Below are 19,666 nucleotides of genomic sequence, written 5' to 3' on the forward strand. Positions count from 1 at the left end.
AATACAGAAACCTGTAAGTTTTGTAAGTTTTCAGAAGACATGATTAAAGCGACCCCATGATGAATGCAGCGCGCGTTTGGTTAGACAGTTACCCTGAGGGCGTACCGACTGACATAGACGCCTCTCAATACGATTCATTGGTGGGCTTGATGGCAGACAGCTTTGCCAAATATGCCGACCGCACCGCCTACAGTTACATGGGGCAAGACATCAGTTATTCGAAGACTGATGTCACAAGCCAAGCATTGGCGGCCTATTTCCAATCCTTGGGTTTAGAAAAAGGCGACCGCGTGGCCATCATGATGCCCAACGTGCCGCAATACCCGGTGGCTGTGGCCGCCATCTTGCGTGCCGGCTTGGTGGTGGTCAACGTCAATCCGCTGTACACCCCCCGTGAACTTGAACACCAACTCAAAGACTCTGGCGCTAAAGCCATAGTCATCATTGAAAACTTTGCCATCACTTTGCAGAAGTGCATTGCAGAAACGCAAGTCAAACATGTGGTGCTGTGCGCCATGGGCGATATGCTCGGCTGGCCCAAAGGCGCCTTGGTGAATTTTGTGGTTCGCAATGTCAAAAACTTGGTGCCTAGCTTTGACTTACCGGGTGCCATCAAATTCAATCAAGCTGTGCATCGCGGCAAGGACGCCTCGTTTGTCAAACCGGTGGTCAAAAGCGATGACATCGCGGTGTTGCAATACACCGGCGGCACCACCGGTGTGTCAAAAGGGGCCGTGCTTCTGCATCGCAACGTGATTGCCAACTTGTTGCAATCGGAGGCGTGGAACGATCCCGTCATGAAGCGTGTGCCGGCCAACGAGCAGCCCACCTCGGTGTGCGCACTACCGCTGTATCACATCTTCGCTTTCACTGTGAACATGATGCTGGGCTTGCGCACGGGCGGCAAAAACATTTTGATTCCCAATCCCCGTGATTTACCAGCGTTGTTGAAAGAGTTGTCTCAGCACACCTTTCACAGTTTTCCGGCGGTCAACACCTTGTTCAATGGGCTGGCCAATCACCCCGACTTTGGCAAAGTGAATTGGTCCAATTTGAAGGTGTCGGTGGGCGGCGGTATGGCTGTCACCAGCGCAGTGGCTGCGCTGTGGCTTGAGAAAACAGGATGCCCCATTTGCGAAGGTTATGGCTTGTCAGAGACCAGCCCTTCGGCCAGCTGTAATCCCACCACCAGCACCCAATTCACCGGCACCATTGGCGTGCCCTTGCCCAGCACCTTCATGAAGTTGTTGGACGATGAAGGCAACGAAGTGACAGAGCTAGGCCAACCTGGTGAAATTGCCATCAAGGGCCCGCAAGTGATGGCCGGCTATTGGCAGCGCCCCGATGAAACAGCACGTTGCATGACGACGGATGGTTATTTCAAATCCGGCGACATTGGCATTCGCGATGCGAAAGGTTTCTTCAAAATTGTGGACCGCAAGAAAGACATGATTTTGGTCAGTGGCTTCAACGTCTACCCCAACGATGTTGAAGAAACCGTGTCTTTGTGCCCCGGTGTGCTTGAATGTGCCGCGGTCGGTGTGCCCGACGAGAAGACGGGCGAAGCGGTCAAATTGGTCATTGTCAAAAAAGACCCCAAGCTCACTGAAGATCAAGTGCGCGTTTATTGCCGCGCCAACATGACAGGCTACAAACAGCCCAAAGTGATCGAGTTCAAAACCGAGCTGCCCAAAACCGCAGTTGGAAAAATTCTGCGACGTGAGTTGCGCGATGCCCCCAAGTGACAGTGTGCCGCGCATGGCCCTGATCGGGGCCATGCAGGAAGAGTTGTCGGCCGTGCTGGCACTGATGCCAGATGCAAGTTGCCAAACGGTGGCCGGGCGTCAATTTTGGCAAGGCCATTTGCACGGTCATGCGGTTGTGGCGGTGTTGTCTGGCATTGGCAAAGTGGCGGCGGCCATCACGGCCACCGTGCTGATTGAAAAATTCCAAGTCAATAGAATTTTGTTCACCGGTGTGGCCGGTGGTTTGGCGTCACATGTGAAAGTAGGTGATGTGGTCGTTGGCAAAGAATTGCTTCAACACGACATGAACGCCTCACCCTTGTTTCCTCCCTACGAAGTGCCCTTGTTGGGACGCGCAAGATTTCAGACTGACGATGTCATGACGCAGTGCTTGATTGAAAGTGCAGCGCTGGCCTTGCCGCACGCTCAAGTGCATACAGGCCTCATCATCAGTGGCGATCAGTTTGTCTCAAGTGCATCTGAAAGCCAACGCTTGCAATCTCACATCCCTGATGCATTGGCGGTTGAGATGGAGGGTGCCGCACTGGCGCAGGTTTGCCATGCGTACGGCATTCCGATGGCTGTGGTGCGAACTTTGTCAGATCGCGCAGATGACGATGCGCACACGGACTTCGTCCAGTTCGTGAAGGCTGTGGCCAGTCCCTTCAGCGCCGCCATTGTGTCGGCGTTTTTAAAGCGATTGCCCACAACGTGAAGCGCCGCCATACGGCGGCGAATCCCATGCGATTATTTCAACCAACCGCGTCTGCGGAAATACCACATCGGCACCACCGCACTGGCCACCATCAGGCAAAGCGCATACGGATAGCCCCAGGTTTGCGACAGCTCAGGCATGTACTGAAAGTTCATGCCGTACAAGCTGGCAATGAGTGTTGGCGGCAGCAAAGCCACGCTGGCCACCGAGAAGATCTTGATGATCTTGTTCTGGTTGATGTTGATGAAACCGACGGTGGCGTCCATCAAGAAGTTGATCTTTTCAAACAAGAACTCGGTGTGTGAGTCGAGCGAGTCGATGTCGCGCAAAATTTGACGCGCTTCTTCAAACTGTTCGGCATTTAGCATCTTGCTTCGCATCATGAAGCTCACCGCACGGCGGGTGTCCATGACATTGCGGCGAATGCGGCCATTCAAATCTTCTTGTCGCGCAATGGCGCCCAGCACTTCGCCGGCCATGGCGTCGGTCACGTCGCCTGACAGCACCAGCTTGCCGGCAATTTCCAATTTGTCGTAAATGTTTTCTAGCGTGTCGGCGGAGTACTCGGCGTCGGCGTCAAACAACTTCAGCAACACTTCTTTGGCGTCTTCCAACAAGCCCGGTGCACGGCGCGCGCGCAAACGCAGCAAACGAAACACGGGCACGTCTTCGTCGTGAATGGAAAACAAGACACCGCGGCTGCGCAAGTCGGCATTGTGTTGGTTCAAGATGAACGCACAACGCACGGTGCGAGGTTCGTCTTCGTCGGCAATCAAAAAGTCAGAGCGAATGTGCAACTCGCCGTTGTCTTCTTCGTAAAAGCGCGCCGATTCCTCAATGTCCTCGTCCATCGCATCTTCTGGAATGGACAGGCCATAGTATTGTTTGATCCAGCGTTTTTCTTCAACGGTGGGTGACTCCAGGTCCACCCAAATAGGCTGGAACTTGGACAACTCTTCCAGAGATTCAATCTCTTCTTGGACGAGGCGGCCGTTGGCCAATGTGAAAATGTTGAGCATGGCAGATCTCCTTCAGCCCCCAAAAAAACGGGGAGCCAGGTGTTCGATAAGGCGGCAGTGTGATGAAGCAGCTTTCGAACGACTGGCAGGGCTGCAGAGCGCTGAAGTGGCGCTAGGTGCAGCGAAGAGACCATATCATTCGAAAGCTACCAACTAGGGTGGCTTTCCACGGAGCAAACTCCAAAATAATGATGGGTGCGATTATGGCACCGCATCGTCGGCAATGAAACCCTGGTCTTGGTTTAGTCGGCAAAAAAAGCCAGAAGCTCTTCTTTTCGCTGCATCACATCGTGTGCGCCCAAGGCCATCAAGGCGCGTAAGAAGCCAGGCTCAAACAGCAAGTAACTGGAGAGCGATGCACCCGAGCCTTTCAAGGCTCCCAAGCCTTCTAAGACTCGGCGCACGGGGCGAGGCAGTTCGTGCACATGGGCCTGTGCCAAGGCATCCAAGGAAGCGCTGGGTTGCAGTGCCAGCACCTCCACTTCATGAAATGGCAAAGATTGCGCCAAGGCGGGGCTGTGATGGTCACTTAAATGGTGCTTGAGTTGCTGGATGCTTTGGTTCACGCGTTGCACCTGCTCCACATCGGCCAGCAAGGTGTCGTTGAAGACGCTGGCCATGGCGTGCCCTGCAATGTTGCCGAGGCTGGGGCGCCGACTGGCCGTGGGGCTTTCATGGGCTTGACCCAGGCGCCCGCGTTGGGGTTGCCCCACCCCAATGGCCAATATTTTGTTGGCGCCCAAGTGAACGGCGGGCGACAAAGGTGAGCTTTGCCGCATCGAGCCATCGCCAAAGTATTCCATGTTGCCATCGACCCAAAGGGGTGTGGCCGGAAACAAAAAAGGGATGGCACTGGACGCCATCAGGTGTTCGATGGTGATGTCTTGCAGTTCAGCGCGGCGACCCGGCCGGCTCCAAGCCGTGGGTTCAATTTGCGCGTGGGTCTGGCAAAAGGTCCAGTGCACACCTGTGGTGTAACTGGAGGCCGTCACGGCCAAGGCTTTCAAATGGCCGCTGTCCAAAGCTTGTGCAATGTTGTTCAGTGCAATGCGGCGATGCAGGGTGTCGACCAAGGGCATGCTGTCCAATGCGGCACCTTGCCGCCTCACCGACAAGGAAACGCCTAAGGCGGTGGCCCATCGGCTGAACTTGGCCAATGGTGTGTCGGGCAGGTGGTACACCAAGTGCGAATGCAGACCATGCCAGAACTCACCCAAGCCATTCAAGGCGTCCAGCCCATCTATGGCGCGACTGGCCAGGTACGTGGCATTCAATGCACCGGCGGAGGTGCCGACCAAAATTTGAAAAGGAAAACGTGTTGCACCCGCTTTCAGGGCCGAGGCAGAAGGCCCTGACGTTTGCTCAGCAGCCAACAATTGGGCCAAGGCCTGCAAGGCCCCTGCTTGATAAGCCGTGCGTGCGCCGCCGCCCATGAGCACCAAGCCGCGCGTTGAATTTGGAGGGCTGTGTTGCGATGGCCCACCCAAAGGGGCATTGCGTGTCAAGTCATTCAAATGCATGGTCGAATGATAGAGTCAGTGGTTCAGGAACACCATAGATGACGACACTTTTGACGCCCCAACGAGAGCGCTGGCTCTTGCTGACTTTGGCCAGCATCCAATTTACCAGCGTGCTCGACTTCATGATCATGATGCCACTGGGGCCCCAACTGACGCAGTTGTTTGGCATTTCGGCGGGTCAATTTGGCTTCTTGGTGTCTGCCTATACCTTCTCAGCGGGTTTGTCAGGATTTTTGGCCTCCACCTACATTGACCGCTTGGGTCGCAAGCGCATGATGCTGACCTTCTACCCCTTGTTTGGCCTTGCCGCCTTGGCTTGCAGCTTGGCACCTTCCTTTGGTTGGTTGATGGTGGCGCGAGTGGCATCTGGTTTCTTTGGCGGCGTATTAATGGCTTTGTCGCAAACCATTGTGGCCGAGGTGATTCCATTCGAACGACGCGGCCGGGCCATGGGCGTGGTCATGACATCTTTCTCGGTGGCCACGGTGGCCGGTGTGCCTCTGGCCTTGTTCTTGGTGTCGCACTTCAATTGGCATGCGCCCTTTGTGGCCATCGCCATCATGGTCGCTGTGGTGGCCACAGTGGCCAGCCAAATTTTGCCCAGTCTCAAAGGCCATTTGCAAACGCACGCTGATGGCAACGCATTGCGTGTGATCTTGGCCAATTTGCGGGCAGTGGTGGTTGACCCCAATCACTTGCGCGCCTTTGCCATGTCCGCCAGCATGGTGTTTGCCGGATTCGCCGTCATCCCCTACATCACTTTGTATTTGCAGGCCAATGCAGGCTTTCAGGCTGAGCAAATCCCTTATGTCTACTTGTTTGGGGGTATCAGCACCTTGGCCACGGCACGCTGGATTGGCCACTGGTCAGATCGCGCAGGCAAGGCCTATGCCTTTCGCCGCTTGGCTTTGCTGATGCCTTTGCCTTTGTTGGGCATGACCCTGTCTGCCGAACTGCCGAAAGCGGGCGTTTTGGTGGTCTCGTCGATCTTGTTTGTCGTGATGAGCGGTCGCATGATTCCGGGCATGGCGCTGATCGGCGCATCTGCTGACCCGCAAAGGCGTGGCAGTTTCATGACCTTGAACTCCGCGGTGCAATCTCTGGCCATGGGCAGCGCAGCCTTGGTGGGCGGCCTGATCTTGGGCCGAGACGGCAACGGTCACCTGACCCATTATTGGGTGGCGGCTTTGGTGGGGGGAAGTGCCAGTGTGTTGAGCTTTGTGCTCTCGTCTAAGCTGCGCCTGCATGGGACCACGGCGCCTTAGGGTTTGGCTTCAAGATGGGAATCTATCAGCTTTTTGGCTGAAAAACCGAACTCCCGACCAAGTTCGAGGGCTTAGCCCCGCTGGCTTGCTTTTCTGAAAGGTGGGGCGCATAGTGGCTTCACCCCACCCCCTTTTGCAGGGTGGTGGTTGTTCAACAAAGAGAGCATCAGGAGGCTATTTATGAATCTCACGATCAGCGGTCATCATCTTGAAGTGACACCCGCCTTGCGAACATATGTGACGGGTAAATTGGACCGCATCACGCGACATTTTGACCAAGTGGTTGATGTCAAAGTCTTGCTCACTGTTGAAAAGCAAAAAGAAAAGGAAAAACGCCAGCGCGCTGAATGCAATATTCATGTGAAAGGCAACGATCTGTTTGCAGAAAGTGCCCACGAAGACTTGTATGCCGCAGTCGATGAGCTGGTCGACAAATTAGACCGCCAAGTGATGAAGCACAAAGACCGCATCACGGACCATCATCACAGCGCACCCAAGCGCATGATGTGAAATTTCATTGCCATTTCCTTTAGCTGGGCCCTGCCGCACCTTCATCGGTGCGGTTTTTTTTCGTCGGTCCCTTGCCAAGGGTGCATAATCCGCCCTCGATATGAACAGACTTGCAGCCATCCTCCCTGTTGAACAAGTGCTGGTTGGCGTTGATGCCACCAGCAAGAAGCGTGCTTTTGAAGAGGCGGGCTTGTTGTTCGAGAATTTGCATGGTCTGTCGCGAGCGCTGGTCACCGACAGTTTGTTTGCACGCGAGCGCTTGGGCTCCACAGGCCTCGGCCATGGCGTGGCCATTCCGCATGGCCGGATCAAGGGTCTCAAAGCCCCCATGGCCGCTGTGTTTCAGCTGGCCCAGTCCATTGGCTTTGATGCCCCCGACGAGCAGCCCGTGAAGCTGCTGATCTTTTTGTTGGTGCCCGAAGCGGCCACCCAAAAGCATTTGGAAATTTTGTCTGAAATTGCCGAGTTGCTGAGCAATGGCAGTTTGCGCGATGGTTTGCTAGGCAGCCCCAGCGCAGATGCCTTGCACAGCCTCATTGCCCGCTGGTCTCCTGCCAGCTAAGGCGCCCTACAGTTCCTAACGAGACGAGGTTGCGATGAAGCCTACCGCTGTCAGCGCTGATGCGCTGTTTGAAGACCACCGAGGCAAACTCAAGTGGCAGTGGATTGCAGGCTTGGGTGCTTCAGAGCGCCGCTTCGATGAAGTGGCCGTGCGCGCTGCGCGTTCGGGCGCCGACTTGGTGGGTTACCTGAACTACATCCATCCTTACCGCGTGCAAATTTTGGGTGAACGCGAAGTGGCCTATTTGACGCGTGGCACGGAAGAGGATTGCGTCCGCCGGGTGTCGCGCATTGTGACCCTCGAGCCACCGGTCTTGGTGCTCGCCGATGGCCAAACGGCGCCTGAAGCTTTGTACCGCGTTTGCGAACGAGCCCAAATACCGATGTTTGCCACACCCGAGTCGTCGGCTTTTGTGATCGATGTGCTGCGGGCGTATTTGTCCAAACACTTTGCCGATCGCACCACCATGCACGGCGTGTTCATGGACATTTTGGGCCTGGGCGTGCTGATCACAGGCGAGTCAGGCTTGGGCAAAAGCGAGTTGGGTTTGGAGTTGATTTCGCGTGGCAATGGCTTGGTGGCCGATGACGCGGTCGATTTGTTCCGCATCAACCAAACCAACATTGAAGCCCGATGCCCAGAGTTGCTGCAGAACTTGTTGGAAGTTCGCGGCATTGGCCTGCTCGACATTCGCGGTATTTTTGGCGAAACCGCAGTGCGCCGAAAAATGCGCTTGAAACTCATCGTGCACTTGGTCCGCCGTGAAAACTTTGAACGTGATTACGAGCGCATTCCCACAGAACCACTCACCCAAGACGTGTTGGGCATTCCCGTGCGCAAGGTGGTGATTCAGGTGGTGGCCGGTCGCAACATTGCGGTGTTGGTGGAGGCTGCAGTGCGCAACACCATTTTGCAAATGCGCGGCATTGACACCTACCAAGACTTCATGGCGCGGCAACGCGCCGCCATGGGATAAAGCCCTTGCGTGCTAGCCTCGTTCCCGATGGGGGCAGGGGTTGCGCGTGCAATGGGCATACAAGCTCAGGGCATGGTCGGCAATGACAAAGCCTTTCGCCAAGGCCACATCGTGCTGTCGCTTTTCAATTTCGGCATCGTAAAACTCTTCCACTTTGCCGCAGTCTAGGCAGACCATGTGGTCGTGGTGCTGACCTTCGTTCAACTCGTAGACCGCCTTGCCGCTTTCAAAGTGGTTGCGGCTGAGCAGGCCCGCTTGTTCAAACTGTGTCAGGACCCGGTAGACGGTGGCCAAGCCAATGTCGGCATTGTCCTTGAGCAACTGCTTGTACACATCCTCGGCGGTCATGTGCCGCTGCATGCCTTTTTGGAAGATTTCCAAAATTTTCTGCCGGGGCACGGTGGCTTTCAAGCCTGTACTTTTGAGTTCGTCCATGTCTTTTCGGTTGCAATTGAAAGTGAGAGGGGATTGGCCCGGGCAAATGTGCCAGAGCCAGATGCTACCGCTACAATGACCCGATCATATGGCCTGCCAAGCATCCATGAAAAAACAAATTCGTCATCCTTTGCGCTCTCCCTGGACCTTGGGTCTTGTCATGCCCTTGCTGTTGGGCTTGCTCAGTGCCTGCAGTGTCCCCCGCTTGAATGTGGCCGCCGATGCGGTTTTGTACATCCCTGAGGTGGTTCAAGGCAACTTTGTGTCCAAAGAGCAAAAAGACTTTCTCAAGCCAGGCATGTCCCGCTTGCAAGTGCGTGAAGTTTTGGGCACCCCCTTGGTGTCCAGCGTGTTCCACGAAGACCGCTGGGACTACGTGTTCACCATCCGCCGGCAAGGTGTCCCACCCCAAAACTTCAGCTTGAGTGTTTGGTTCAAAGGCGAGCTCTTAGACCGGATCACTGGCGATGAGTTGCCTAGCGAAAACGAGTTTGTCACCAAATTGGTGACGCAAAAGCCCAACCTCAAAGTGCCCACGCTCGAAGCCAAAGACGAAGACTTGCGCAAATACCCTGTGCCCGTTCGCAAAGCCGAGTCTGCCGCTGCGCCTGCTGCGCCCTTGCCCTCTTCTTATCCTCCGCTAGAACCCGCTTCGCGTTGATGAACCCCATGACCACAGTTTCTACACATTCTTCAGGCGCTGCGATGCACGCCATTGCCGTGGCTGGCGCCTCTGGCCGAATGGGCCACATGCTCATTGAAGCCATCACCCAATCTGACGACTGCCGCTTGTCGGGCGCATTGGACCTGCCCACCAGCCCTGCTGTGGGCACAGATGCCGGCGCGTCTTTGGGCAAAGCCAGTGGCGTTTTGGTCACAGGCGATCTCAAGGCGGGCTTGCAAAACTCTCATTACCTGATTGACTTCACACGACCCGAAGGCACCTTGGCGCACCTCAAAGTGTGTCAAGCCTTGGGCGTTAAGGCGGTGATTGGCACCACCGGTTTTTCCGATGCCGAAAAAGCCGAAATCAAAGCCATCTCCAAAGACATCGCCATCGTCATGGCGCCCAACATGAGCGTAGGTGTCAACGTCACGCTCAAGCTGCTTGAAATGGCTGCCAAAGCTTTGGCCACAGGCTACGACATCGAAATCATCGAGGCGCACCATCGCCACAAGGTCGATGCGCCCTCGGGCACCGCCCTCAAAATGGGCGAGGTCATTGCGGACGCCTTGGGCCGCGATCTCAAAGATTGCGCCGTTTATGCCCGCGAAGGCGTCACCGGTGAACGCGATCCTTCCAGCATAGGCTTTGCCACCATTCGCGGTGGCGACATTGTGGGCGATCACACGGTGTTGTTTGCCGGCACGGGCGAGCGAATCGAAGTGACGCACAAGTCTTCCAGCCGTGCCACCTATGCCCAGGGCAGCTTGCGGGCGGTGCGTTTCTTGGCAGGCCAACAAACCGGCCTGTTCGACATGTTTGACGTGCTCTCCCTTCGTTAAGTCTGCCCATGAGCTTGCTTACCTTTTGGCTGCAAGGCGACTTTGTCATCCGTCTCGTGGCTGTGGCGCTGCTGGCGCTGTCGGTCAGCACCTGGGTCGTCATTGTTTGGAAGTGGGCAGTGTTGCAACGTGTGCAGCACGACGTGCCTCAAAGCATTGCGGCATTTTGGCAAGCAGCGCAGTTCGATGACGCCTTGCAAAAAGTGGCGCAATTTGACCGCGACCAGTGCGTCAAACCCATGCTGGACGCCACGGTCTTGCCGTTGGGCGGCACTTTGGCCGCTGCGGGCGAGCGCGACCACCAACTCACCCGTGTACTGCGCGACAGCATGCAGGCCACGGTTCGTCGCCTGCAATGGGGCCAATTGATGTTGGCCACTGCAGGCGCCATCTCTCCCTTCGTGGGTTTGTTGGGCACGGTGTGGGGCATTTTCAACGCCCTCAGTGGCATGGCGGAAGCCGGACAAATTACCCTCGACCGCGTCGCGGGCCCTGTGGGTGAAGCGCTGGTCATGACCGCTGCGGGTTTGGCAGTGGCCATTCCTGCCGTGCTGGCCTACAACGTGTTGGGCCGCAAAGTTGCCCACATTGAAATTGAGTTGGAAGGTTTTGCCCAAGACCTGTTGAACTTGCTCACAGGTCGTCAGCGTTAACGCAGCGCTTCCACCCCCCCACCCGCCATGGCCTTCGGTCGCTTTCCCCGCCCCACCCCCGCCAAACCCTTCAGTGACATCAATGTCACGCCTTTGGTGGATGTGATGCTGGTCTTGTTGGTCATTTTCATCCTCACGGCGCCCTTGCTCACCAGCGCCATTCGCTTGGATTTGCCACAAGCCAAGGCGGCCCAAGCAGGTGAAGCGCCTGAATCGCTCACGCTCAGCCTGAATCAGGCGCAAGAGCTGTTCTTAAACGACCAACCCATTGCCCTGACCGCCTTGCCCGAGGCCCTGCAGCGCATGGCCACGCAAAAGCCGCAGCTCGAGGTGCAGCTTCGGGTAGACCAATCGGTGCCCTATGGCCAGGTTTTAGAACTGATGAGCCTGGCCCAGCAAGCTGGGTTGAGCCGCATTGGCTTCGTGGCGGCGCCAGGATCGGGCAACAGTCCTGCACGCTAATGGCCCTGTGCCTGCCTTGACGGGGAATTCACCCCGCCAAACACCTACAATTTGCACCATCATGCAAGACAAGTACAACCACCTCGAAGTTGAGCCCGCGGCGCAAAGCCAGTGGAACGCTCGCGATGCCTACCGCGTTACCGAAGACGCCAGCAAAAAGAAGTTTTACGCCTGCTCCATGCTGCCCTACCCCAGCGGCAAGCTGCACATGGGCCACGTGCGCAACTACACCATCAACGACATGCTCACGCGCTATTTGCGCATGAACGGCTACAACGTGCTCATGCCCATGGGCTGGGATGCGTTTGGTTTGCCCGCTGAAAACGCCGCACTTAAAAACGGCGTGCCGCCCGCCAAGTGGACCTACGAAAACATCGCTTACATGAAGAAGCAGATGCAGGCCATGGGCTTGGCCATCGACTGGAGCCGCGAAGTGGCCACCTGTGATGCCAGCTACTACAAGTGGAACCAATGGTTGTTCTTGAAGATGCTCGAGAAGGGCGTGGCCTATCGCAAGACTCAGGTTGTCAATTGGGACCCGATTGATCAAACCGTGTTGGCCAACGAGCAAGTGATTGACGGCAAAGGCTGGCGCACAGGTGCGGTGGTTGAGAAGCGCGAGATCCCTGGCTACTACTTGAAGATCACCGATTACGCTGAAGAGTTGCTCGACTTTGTCACCGGCGACAAGTTGCCCGGTTGGCCCGAGCGCGTGAAGCTCATGCAAGAAAACTGGATTGGCAAATCCACTGGTGTGCGTTTTGCCTTCCCGCACGACATTCGTGGAGCCGATGGTCAGCTGATTCAAGACGGCAAGATGTATGTGTTCACCACACGACCCGACACCATCATGGGCGTGACCTTCTGCGCTGTGGCCCCGGAGCATCCATTGGCTGCGCATGCAGCCCTTACGCAACCTGCTTTGGCGGCCTTCATTGAGACCTGCCAAAAGGGCGGCACCACCGAAGCCGAGATGGCGGTCAAAGAAAAAGAAGGCATGCGCACGGGCTTGACGGTGACGCATCCACTGACAGGCAAGCCTGTGGAAGTGTGGGTGGGCAACTATGTGCTCATGAGCTATGGCGATGGCGCCGTGATGGGTGTGCCGGCGCACGACGAGCGCGACTTTGCGTTTGCGTTGAAGTACCAATTGCCCATTCAACAAGTGGTGGCCTCCAAAGGCGTCACTTTCAGCCACACCGAGTGGCACGATGGTTTTGGCGACAAGGTCAACGGCGTGCTGGTCAACTCCGGCAAATACGATGGCTTGAATTTCAAAGACGCCTTAGAAGCCGTGGCCGCCGACTTGGCTGCCAAAGGTTTGGGCGAGAAGAAAACCACTTGGCGTTTGCGTGACTGGGGCATCAGCCGTCAGCGTTATTGGGGCACTCCCATTCCCATCATCCATTGCGATGAACACGGCGCCGTGCCCGTGCCCGAAAAAGATTTGCCTGTGGTGCTGCCGCAAGATTGCATCCCCGATGGCTCTGGCAATCCGCTCAACAAACACGAAGGCTTCCACGCCGGTGTGGTGTGTCCCGTGTGCGGCAAACCCGCGCGCCGCGAAACCGACACCATGGACACGTTTGTCGATTCGTCTTGGTACTTCATGCGCTATTGCGATCCCAAGAACACCGAGCAAATGGTGGCCGAAGGCGCCGACTACTGGATGCCGATGGACCAGTACATTGGCGGCATTGAACACGCCATTTTGCACTTGCTCTATGCGCGCTTCTGGACCAAAGTGATGCGCGATTTGGGCTTGGTCAAAGTGGACGAGCCTTTCACCAAGTTGCTCACGCAAGGCATGGTGCTGAACCACATTTACTCTCGCCGCACCGACAAAGGTGGCAAGGATTATTTCTGGCCCCACGATGTCGAGCATGTGTTGGCCGACGACGGCAAAGTGATCGGCGCGCGTTTGAAAAATGCCGTGGGCGATTTGCCTGTGGGCACCGCCATCGATTACGAAGGCGTGGGCACCATGTCCAAGTCCAAAAACAATGGCGTCGATCCACAAGACCTGATTGAAAAATACGGCGCAGACACTGCGCGTCTGTACACCATGTTCACGGCACCGCCCGAAGCCACTTTGGAGTGGAACGACGCGGCCGTGGAAGGCAGCTACCGTTTTGTGCGCCGTGTGTGGAACTACGCGGTCAAAGTGGAAAGCGCTTTGAAAGTGGGTCTCACAGTCGACCGTTCTCAGCCCATCACCTTCAGTGCCGAGGCCAAGAAGTTGCGCCTCGAAATTCACTCGGTGCTGCGCCAAGCCAATTACGACTACGAGCGCATGCAATACAACACGGTGGTGTCGGCGCTGATGAAGATGCTCAACACGTTGGAAGACTCTCCGCTGTCGACTTCCAAAGATGTGAACGACAACGCCGCTTTGGCCGAGTGCTATTCCGTTTTGCTGCGCGTGATGTACCCCGCCTGCCCACACTTGGCCTTCCAGTTGTGGAACGAGTTGGGCTACGGCACTTGCTGCGGCGATTTGCTCGATGTGGCTTGGCCTGGTGTGGACGAAACGGCTTTGCAACGTGACGAAATTGAACTCATGTTGCAAATCAACGGCAAGCTGCGTGGCTCGCTCACGGTGCCTGCGAATGCTGACAAAGCCGCCATTGAACAAGCGGCGGCGGCGCATGAGCAAGTGACCAAGCAAGGCACGCAGCCCAAGAAAATCATTGTGGTGCCGGGCCGATTGGTCAACGTGGTGTTGTAAGCACACTGCCGCACGCCAATCGCTTCAAAGCACACACCATGAACAAAGCCCCACAGTTGCTAACCCGTCGCCAATCGCTGCAAACCTTGGGGCGCAGATTGGCGGGTGGCGTGCTGTTGAGTGGCGTGGCCGCTGCAGGCTTGTCGGGCTGCGGTTTTCAATTGCGCCAAAGTGCCGACTTGCCCTTCAAGTCTTTGTTCCTGATCTTGCCGCGTCAATCGGCATTGGGCGTAGACCTGCGCCGTCATTTGGCCAGCAATGCCAACTTGACCGTCTTCACCGAAGCCAAAGACATGGCGGCCAGTGAGGTGGTGCTGGACGTGATGTCTGAAGTTCGTGAGCGCGTAGTGGTCGGCCTCAACGCATCGGGTCAAGTGCGTGAATTGCAACTGCGCTTGAAAGTGAAATTTCGCTTGCGCACACCGCATGGCAAAAATTTGATTCCCGAAGTGGAGTTGCAGCAGCAGCGCGACCTGAGCTTCTTGGAGTCTGCGGCTTTGTCCAAAGAAATTGAAGAAGCCATGATGTACCGCGACATGCAAGTGGACATCGTGCAGCAAATGTTGCGACGCTTGGCCGCCGTGAAGTCGCTTTGACAAGCCTGCACTTGTTGCGCGATTAAAGTTTTCTCCCATGCAACTGGCCCTGCCTCAAATCCAAGCGCATTTGCAAAAAGGTTTGCGCAGCTTGTACACCTTGCATGGCGATGAGGCTCTGTTGGTGCAAGAGGCCGCAGACGCCATTCGCGCCGCAGCACGCAGCCAAGGCTTTACCGAGCGCAGTGTGCATGTGGTGTCGGGTGCGCATTTTGATTGGAGCGAAGTGTTGGCAGCCGGCGGCTCGATGAGCTTGTTTGCCGACAAGCAACTGTTGGAGATTCGCATTCCCACGGGCAAGCCTGGCAAAGAAGGCAGCCCCATGATTCAGCAGCTGGCACAAACCGCAGAAGGCAATGACAGCACCTTGACCTTGTTCATCTTGCCGCGATTGGACAATGCCACCAAGAAAGGTGCTTGGTTTGGTGCACTCGATCAGTACGGCGTCACGGTGCAGATTGATTCACTCGACCGTGCGCAGTTGCCGCAATGGATTGCGCAGCGCTTGAAGTTGCAAGGGCAAAGCGTGGTGGCAGGCCAAGATGGCCAAAATTGTTTGCAATTTTTTGCCGACCGTGTTGAGGGCAACTTGTTGGCGGCCCACCAAGAAATTCAAAAACTGGGATTGCTGTATCCGGCAGGCGAGCTGACGCAGTCCCAAGTTGAAAGCGCAGTGCTCAATGTGGCGCGCTACGATGTGTTCAAACTCTCAGAGTCAGTGTTGTCGGGGCAAGTGGCACGTGTGCAGCGCATGCTCGATGGCTTACAAGCTGAAGGCGAAGCTGCGGTGTTGGTGCACTACACCTTGGCCGAAGACATTCGAGCGCTTAAGCGCGTCAAAGACGCGATGGCCGAAGGAAAGCCCTTGCCCATGGCCTTGCGCGAGCAACGCATTTGGGGCGTTCGTGAAAAACAATTTGAGCGGGTCTTGCCACGTTTGTCGGCCAGCCGCCTGGCGCAATTGCTGCAAAACGCCCACCAAGTGGATGGCATTGTCAAAGGTTTGAAAGTAGCAGATTGGCCTACCGACCCCTGGCAAGCATTGCACCGTCTGGCCTTGCGCGTAGCCAGCGCTTGTGCTGCCAAAAACTAAAGTCATTTGACTTGTGGCGCGCTGTGAGGGCAACTCACAGACGCAAGCTCAAACCCCAGTCATTTGCTTGCAAAGAGGGGGCTTGGGCCTACACTCACCGCATCCCAATTCAGGAGAGACAAGCCATGCCATTTGCTTTTTCGTCGTTGCGCCGTCAAGCCTTATTGACTGTGGCACTGCTCGGTGCCCAAACTTTGTGTTCTGTGCAAGCCCAAACGGCAGCAGACAGCAACTTCCCTTCACAGAGCATCAAAATATTGGTGGGCTTTGCCCCCGGTGGCAGCTCCGACACGGTGGCCCGCATCATGGTGCCCAAGTTGACAGAGTTGTTCAAGCAAAACGTGGTGATCGACAACAAGCCCGGTGCTGGCGGCAACATTGCCACCGACTTGTTAACCAAGGCGACGCCCGATGGTCACACCATCATGCTGGGTACCGTGGGTTCTTTGTCTGTGAACCAGCACTTGAACAAGTTGAACTACGACCCCGTTGCCGACACGGCAGCCTTGACCTTGTGCGTGGTGTTCAGCAATGTGTTGGTGGTCAACTCGGCCAGCGATGTCAAAACCTTTGACGACTACCTGAAACAAGCACGTCAAGAAAATTCCAAGATGTCCTTCGGCTCATCTGGCATTGGCGGCGGCGGTCATTTGGCCGGTGAATTGCTCAAAATTGCGGCCAACTTGAACAACCAGCACGTGGCCTATCGCGGGGGTGCGCCTGCCATGAACGATTTGCTCGGTGGCGTGTTGCCCTCCATCTTCTCGAGCCCCACCGATGCAGTGCAGCACATTCAAACAGGCAAGTTGCGCCCGCTGGCCACCACCGGTGCCAAGCGCTTAGAGGCTTTGCCCAATGTGCCCACCATTGCAGAGTCAGGCTATCCTGGTTTTGAAGCAACCAATTGGTATGCCTTTGCGGCACCTGCCAAAACTTCACCTGAAGTCATCAAGCGTTTGAACGCGGCCTTGGTGGCCACTTTGAAAGATCCCGGTGTGGTGGCGCAATTGCGCAAGCTGGGCTTAGAGCCTACGCCCACCACGCCAGCTGAAGCGGCCCGTTACATCAAGGCCGAGAGCGACAAGTGGGGCAGTGTGGTTCGTAAAGCGAACATCAAAGGCAGTTAATTTTTCAGAAAGCACATCATGGGTTTGACCCTCGCAGAAAAACTATTGGCGCGCCATGCCGGTTTGCCAAGCACCCGCGCGGGTGACCTGGTGGTGGCCAACGTCAGCTTCGCCATGGTGCACGATGCACGTGCGCCCAATGCCATTCGCATGGTCGAAAAAATGGGCGCCAAATCTTTGCCCTTTGCCAACAAAACGGCTTGGGTGCTCGATCACTTTTCACCACCGCCCACGGTGGAGGCGGCACAAGGCCACACGGCCATGCGCAAATTTGCCGACGAACACGGCAGCGTGTTGTACGACATTGGCGATGGCATTTGCCACCAAGTGATGCCCGAAGGTGGCCACCTCACATGCGGTGATTTGATTGTCGGAACCGACACGCACTCTGTGACGTATGGCGCTTTCAATGCGTTTGGCACAGGCATCGAGGGCACCGACGTCAGTGCCGTGATGGCCACAGGCAAAGTGTGGTTGCGAGTTCCCGAGTCTGTGCGCGTCACCCTTAAGGGTCGCTTGCAGCCTGGCGTCTGGGCCAAAGATGTGACCTTGCACATGCTGGGCAAATTTGGCGCAGAAGGTTTGAACTACCGCGCCATTGAATACGTCGGTACGGCTGTACAGGCCATGGAAATCGACGACCGCATGACGCTGTGCAACCACGCCGCCGAGCTGGGGGCCAAAGCTGCATTGCTCGAGGCCGACGAAAAAACCTTTGCCTGGCTCAAAGCCCATGGCGCCAAAACGCCCGCGCCTTTGAGTGCCGATGCCGATGCGCATTACGCCGATCACTTTGAGATCGATGCTTCGCAACTGGCCCCGCAAGTGGCGCGCAAACATTCCGTCGACGACATCGTGCCGGCGCACGAGGTGGTGGGCCAAAAAATCAATTTCGCTTTGATTGGCACTTGTACCAACGGCCGCTTGGACGACATCCGTCAAGCCGCTGCGGTGCTCAAAGGCAAGCGCGTGGCCAAAGGCGTGCGCATGATCATCACGCCCGCTTCACGCCAAATTTATTTGGCGGCTGCGCGTGAAGGCCTGATCGAAGCTTTGACCGAAGCCGGTGCGTCCGTCGAAGCCGCCGGCTGCGGCACCTGCGTTGGCATTACCAATCACCTGATTCCAGGCGACCGCGAAGTGGTCATCTCCAGTGCCAATCGCAATTTCCAAGGCCGCTTGGGCAACCACGATGCCGACATTTGGTTGGGCTCTGCAGCCACCGTGGCGGCCTCGGCATTGACCGGCTACATCACCGATCCCCGCACTGTGGCGGGCGGCCAGTGGGAGGCTTCACATGCTTGATCACACCCTTCAAGGACGTGTTTACCGTTTGGGTGACGACGTCAACACTGACCTTAATTGCTCGGGCAAGTACCTGCCAGGCAAAGACGAAGCCTTTATTGCTGCGCAAGCCTTTGATGCGGTGTCACCCGGTTTTGCGTCTCGCTTTGTCGCGGGCAGCGTCATCGTGGCGGGCACGCACTTTGGCATCAACTCTTCGCGTGAACAAGCTGTTCACATCTTGCGTCGCATGGGTGTGGCAGTCATTGTGGCGCCCTCGATTGGCCGCCAATTTTTCCGCAACGCCATCAACAATGGCCTGCCCGTGATTGAGTGCGATGTGGCCGGTATTGAAGAAGGTGACACGCTGCGCATCGACATGGCTGGCCAAAAACTAGAAGTCACCAACCGCCATGTGGTGCGACCTTTGGGCGCAGTGCCTGAAGCCATCCTGGCCATTTTGGCCGAAGGCGGCCTCATTCCATTTTTGAAAAAATACCCTGATTGGAAAATCACAGCATGAGCGCAACGCCAATCCCTGCAGAAAGTCAGCGCGCACTTACGCCGACTCAGTTGCGTCAACAGTTGCGGGCCAAGCTCAAGCAAGCACAGCAGGGCGGCCCCGCGGTGGTGGCGCCTGGCGTGTACGACGGCTATGGCGCGCGCATGGTGCAGCAACTCGGATTTGAAGCGGTCTACATGACAGGCAACGGCGTGTCGGCCTCCTTGTTGGGCCGCCCCGATGTGGGTTTGGTCGACTTGTCTTTGATGTCCGGTCATGCCCGCCGCGTGGCCGCGTGCGTCAACTTGCCCCTCATTTGCGATGCCGATACCGGTTATGGCAACGTGGTGGGCGTGCGCCGCACCATTGAAGAATTTGAAGCGGCAGGGGTGGCGGCCATCCACATGGAAGACCAAATTTCGCCCAAACGCTGCGCCCAATTGCCAGGCGATCGCAGTGTGTTGCCGTTCCGCGAGGCTGTTGCCAAAATTGAAGCGGCCGTGGCGGCGCGCAAAGACGATCAGTTCATGATCATTGCCCGCACCGACAGCGTGGGCGCCGAAGGCCTGGCAGCAGGCATTGCCCGTGCGCAAGCCTTTCAAAAAGCAGGCGCCGATGCGGTGTTCGTCGAGCTGAAAGCCCATCCCGGCTTGCTGGACGATCTGAAGCAAATCTCAGCTGCTTTGACCATTCCTTGCACCGTCAACATCGATGCCGGTGGCCCTTTGCTCGGCTTGCCCGCAACCCAGTTGCACACCCATGGCGTGGCCTTGGCCATTTACCCCGCCTTGCTGCGCAATGCGGTGGGTTTTGCCATGCGTGAGGCCTTGCAGCACTTGCATACCGACGGCCACACCCTGGCGGCCAAGCCGCGTCAGCTCACTTCCAAAGAGTACAACGACTGTTTAGGGCTGCCAGAAGTTGAGAATTGGGAGCGTCAGTTCCCCGTTTGAGCACAAGAGTGCGAA

At 56.6% G+C, this 19,666-nt stretch carries 20 protein-coding genes; 17 read left to right on the forward strand and 3 right to left on the reverse strand.

Annotation, left to right across the window (positions count from 1 at the left end; all coding sequences use genetic code 11):
• Positions 1–59 precede the first annotated feature (59 nt).
• Positions 60–1,745, forward strand: coding sequence for a long-chain-fatty-acid--CoA ligase (locus B9Z46_RS12115; protein WP_108256910.1), 1,686 nt, complete (start codon positions 60–62; stop codon positions 1,743–1,745).
• On the forward strand, positions 1,732–2,460 hold the full coding sequence (locus tag B9Z46_RS12120) for a 5'-methylthioadenosine/adenosylhomocysteine nucleosidase (RefSeq protein WP_233246002.1): 729 nt from the start codon (positions 1,732–1,734) through the stop codon (positions 2,458–2,460). Before B9Z46_RS12115 ends, B9Z46_RS12120 begins: the two co-directional genes overlap by 14 nt.
• 32 nt (positions 2,461–2,492) lie before the next feature.
• On the opposite strand, the gene corA is transcribed toward B9Z46_RS12120, so the two are convergent.
• Positions 2,493–3,479 carry a magnesium/cobalt transporter CorA gene (gene corA, locus B9Z46_RS12125; RefSeq protein ID WP_055359294.1) on the reverse strand — a complete coding sequence of 329 codons (987 nt, stop codon included), beginning with the start codon at positions 3,477–3,479 and terminating at the stop codon, positions 2,493–2,495.
• Between the two features lie 242 nt (positions 3,480–3,721).
• Positions 3,722–4,999: a patatin-like phospholipase family protein gene (locus B9Z46_RS12130; RefSeq protein WP_108256783.1), complete on the reverse strand. Its 1,278-nt coding sequence runs from the start codon at positions 4,997–4,999 to the stop codon at positions 3,722–3,724.
• A gap of 38 nt (positions 5,000–5,037) precedes the next feature.
• Here B9Z46_RS12130 and B9Z46_RS12135 point away from each other — a divergent pair, with 38 nt between their 5' ends.
• From B9Z46_RS12135 to hprK, 4 genes are all read left to right on the forward strand, one after another.
• On the forward strand, positions 5,038–6,264 hold the full coding sequence (locus B9Z46_RS12135; RefSeq protein WP_108256785.1) for an MFS transporter: 1,227 nt from the start codon (positions 5,038–5,040) through the stop codon (positions 6,262–6,264).
• Between the two features lie 180 nt (positions 6,265–6,444).
• On the forward strand, positions 6,445–6,774 hold the full coding sequence (gene hpf / locus B9Z46_RS12140; RefSeq protein ID WP_055359288.1) for a ribosome hibernation-promoting factor, HPF/YfiA family: 330 nt from the start codon (positions 6,445–6,447) through the stop codon (positions 6,772–6,774).
• Positions 6,775–6,874: 100 nt separating this feature from the next.
• Positions 6,875–7,336, forward strand: a complete 462-nt coding sequence (locus B9Z46_RS12145; RefSeq protein ID WP_055359287.1) for a PTS sugar transporter subunit IIA — start codon at positions 6,875–6,877, stop codon at positions 7,334–7,336.
• Between the two features lie 34 nt (positions 7,337–7,370).
• On the forward strand, positions 7,371–8,312 hold the full coding sequence (hprK, locus tag B9Z46_RS12150) for an HPr(Ser) kinase/phosphatase (protein WP_108256787.1): 942 nt from the start codon (positions 7,371–7,373) through the stop codon (positions 8,310–8,312).
• 12 nt (positions 8,313–8,324) lie between these two features.
• Here hprK and fur read toward each other — a convergent pair whose 3' ends face one another.
• Positions 8,325–8,747, reverse strand: a complete 423-nt coding sequence (gene fur, locus B9Z46_RS12155; protein ID WP_055359285.1) for a ferric iron uptake transcriptional regulator — start codon at positions 8,745–8,747, stop codon at positions 8,325–8,327.
• A gap of 106 nt (positions 8,748–8,853) precedes the next feature.
• Here fur and B9Z46_RS12160 point away from each other — a divergent pair, with 106 nt between their 5' ends.
• The 11 genes from B9Z46_RS12160 to B9Z46_RS12210 all read left to right on the forward strand — a co-directional run bounded on the left by B9Z46_RS12160 (position 8,854) and on the right by B9Z46_RS12210 (position 19,651).
• Positions 8,854–9,408, forward strand: a complete 555-nt coding sequence (locus B9Z46_RS12160) for an outer membrane protein assembly factor BamE (RefSeq protein ID WP_233246003.1) — start codon at positions 8,854–8,856, stop codon at positions 9,406–9,408.
• Between the two features lie 8 nt (positions 9,409–9,416).
• Positions 9,417–10,253, forward strand: a complete 837-nt coding sequence (gene dapB / locus B9Z46_RS12165) for a 4-hydroxy-tetrahydrodipicolinate reductase (protein WP_233246004.1) — start codon at positions 9,417–9,419, stop codon at positions 10,251–10,253.
• An 8-nt stretch (positions 10,254–10,261) separates the two neighbouring features.
• Complete coding sequence (locus B9Z46_RS12170; RefSeq protein ID WP_055359284.1) at positions 10,262–10,906, forward strand: MotA/TolQ/ExbB proton channel family protein; 645 nt, start codon at positions 10,262–10,264, stop codon at positions 10,904–10,906.
• A gap of 27 nt (positions 10,907–10,933) precedes the next feature.
• Positions 10,934–11,368 carry a biopolymer transporter ExbD gene (locus tag B9Z46_RS12175; protein ID WP_055359282.1) on the forward strand — a complete coding sequence of 145 codons (435 nt, stop codon included), beginning with the start codon at positions 10,934–10,936 and terminating at the stop codon, positions 11,366–11,368.
• A 61-nt stretch (positions 11,369–11,429) separates the two neighbouring features.
• Positions 11,430–14,096 carry a leucine--tRNA ligase gene (gene leuS, locus B9Z46_RS12180; protein ID WP_108256789.1) on the forward strand — a complete coding sequence of 889 codons (2,667 nt, stop codon included), beginning with the start codon at positions 11,430–11,432 and terminating at the stop codon, positions 14,094–14,096.
• Between the two features lie 38 nt (positions 14,097–14,134).
• Positions 14,135–14,692: an LPS assembly lipoprotein LptE gene (gene lptE / locus B9Z46_RS12185; RefSeq protein ID WP_108256791.1), complete on the forward strand. Its 558-nt coding sequence runs from the start codon at positions 14,135–14,137 to the stop codon at positions 14,690–14,692.
• A 37-nt stretch (positions 14,693–14,729) separates the two neighbouring features.
• On the forward strand, positions 14,730–15,785 hold the full coding sequence (gene holA, locus B9Z46_RS12190) for a DNA polymerase III subunit delta (protein WP_055359280.1): 1,056 nt from the start codon (positions 14,730–14,732) through the stop codon (positions 15,783–15,785).
• Between the two features lie 125 nt (positions 15,786–15,910).
• Positions 15,911–16,912, forward strand: a complete 1,002-nt coding sequence (locus B9Z46_RS12195) for a tripartite tricarboxylate transporter substrate binding protein (protein ID WP_108256793.1) — start codon at positions 15,911–15,913, stop codon at positions 16,910–16,912.
• 18 nt (positions 16,913–16,930) lie between these two features.
• On the forward strand, positions 16,931–18,217 hold the full coding sequence (locus B9Z46_RS12200) for a 3-isopropylmalate dehydratase large subunit (protein WP_108256795.1): 1,287 nt from the start codon (positions 16,931–16,933) through the stop codon (positions 18,215–18,217).
• Positions 18,210–18,719, forward strand: a complete 510-nt coding sequence (locus B9Z46_RS12205; protein WP_108256797.1) for a 3-isopropylmalate dehydratase — start codon at positions 18,210–18,212, stop codon at positions 18,717–18,719. The genes B9Z46_RS12200 and B9Z46_RS12205 overlap by 8 nt, the downstream gene beginning before the upstream one ends.
• Entirely contained in the window at positions 18,716–19,651 is a 936-nt protein-coding gene (locus B9Z46_RS12210) for an oxaloacetate decarboxylase (RefSeq protein ID WP_108256799.1), read from the forward strand. The genes B9Z46_RS12205 and B9Z46_RS12210 overlap by 4 nt, the downstream gene beginning before the upstream one ends.
• The last annotated feature ends 15 nt before the right edge of the window (positions 19,652–19,666 follow it).

This window comes from Limnohabitans sp. Hippo4 (assembly GCF_003063605.1).
Classification (GTDB): domain Bacteria; phylum Pseudomonadota; class Gammaproteobacteria; order Burkholderiales; family Burkholderiaceae_C; genus Limnohabitans_A.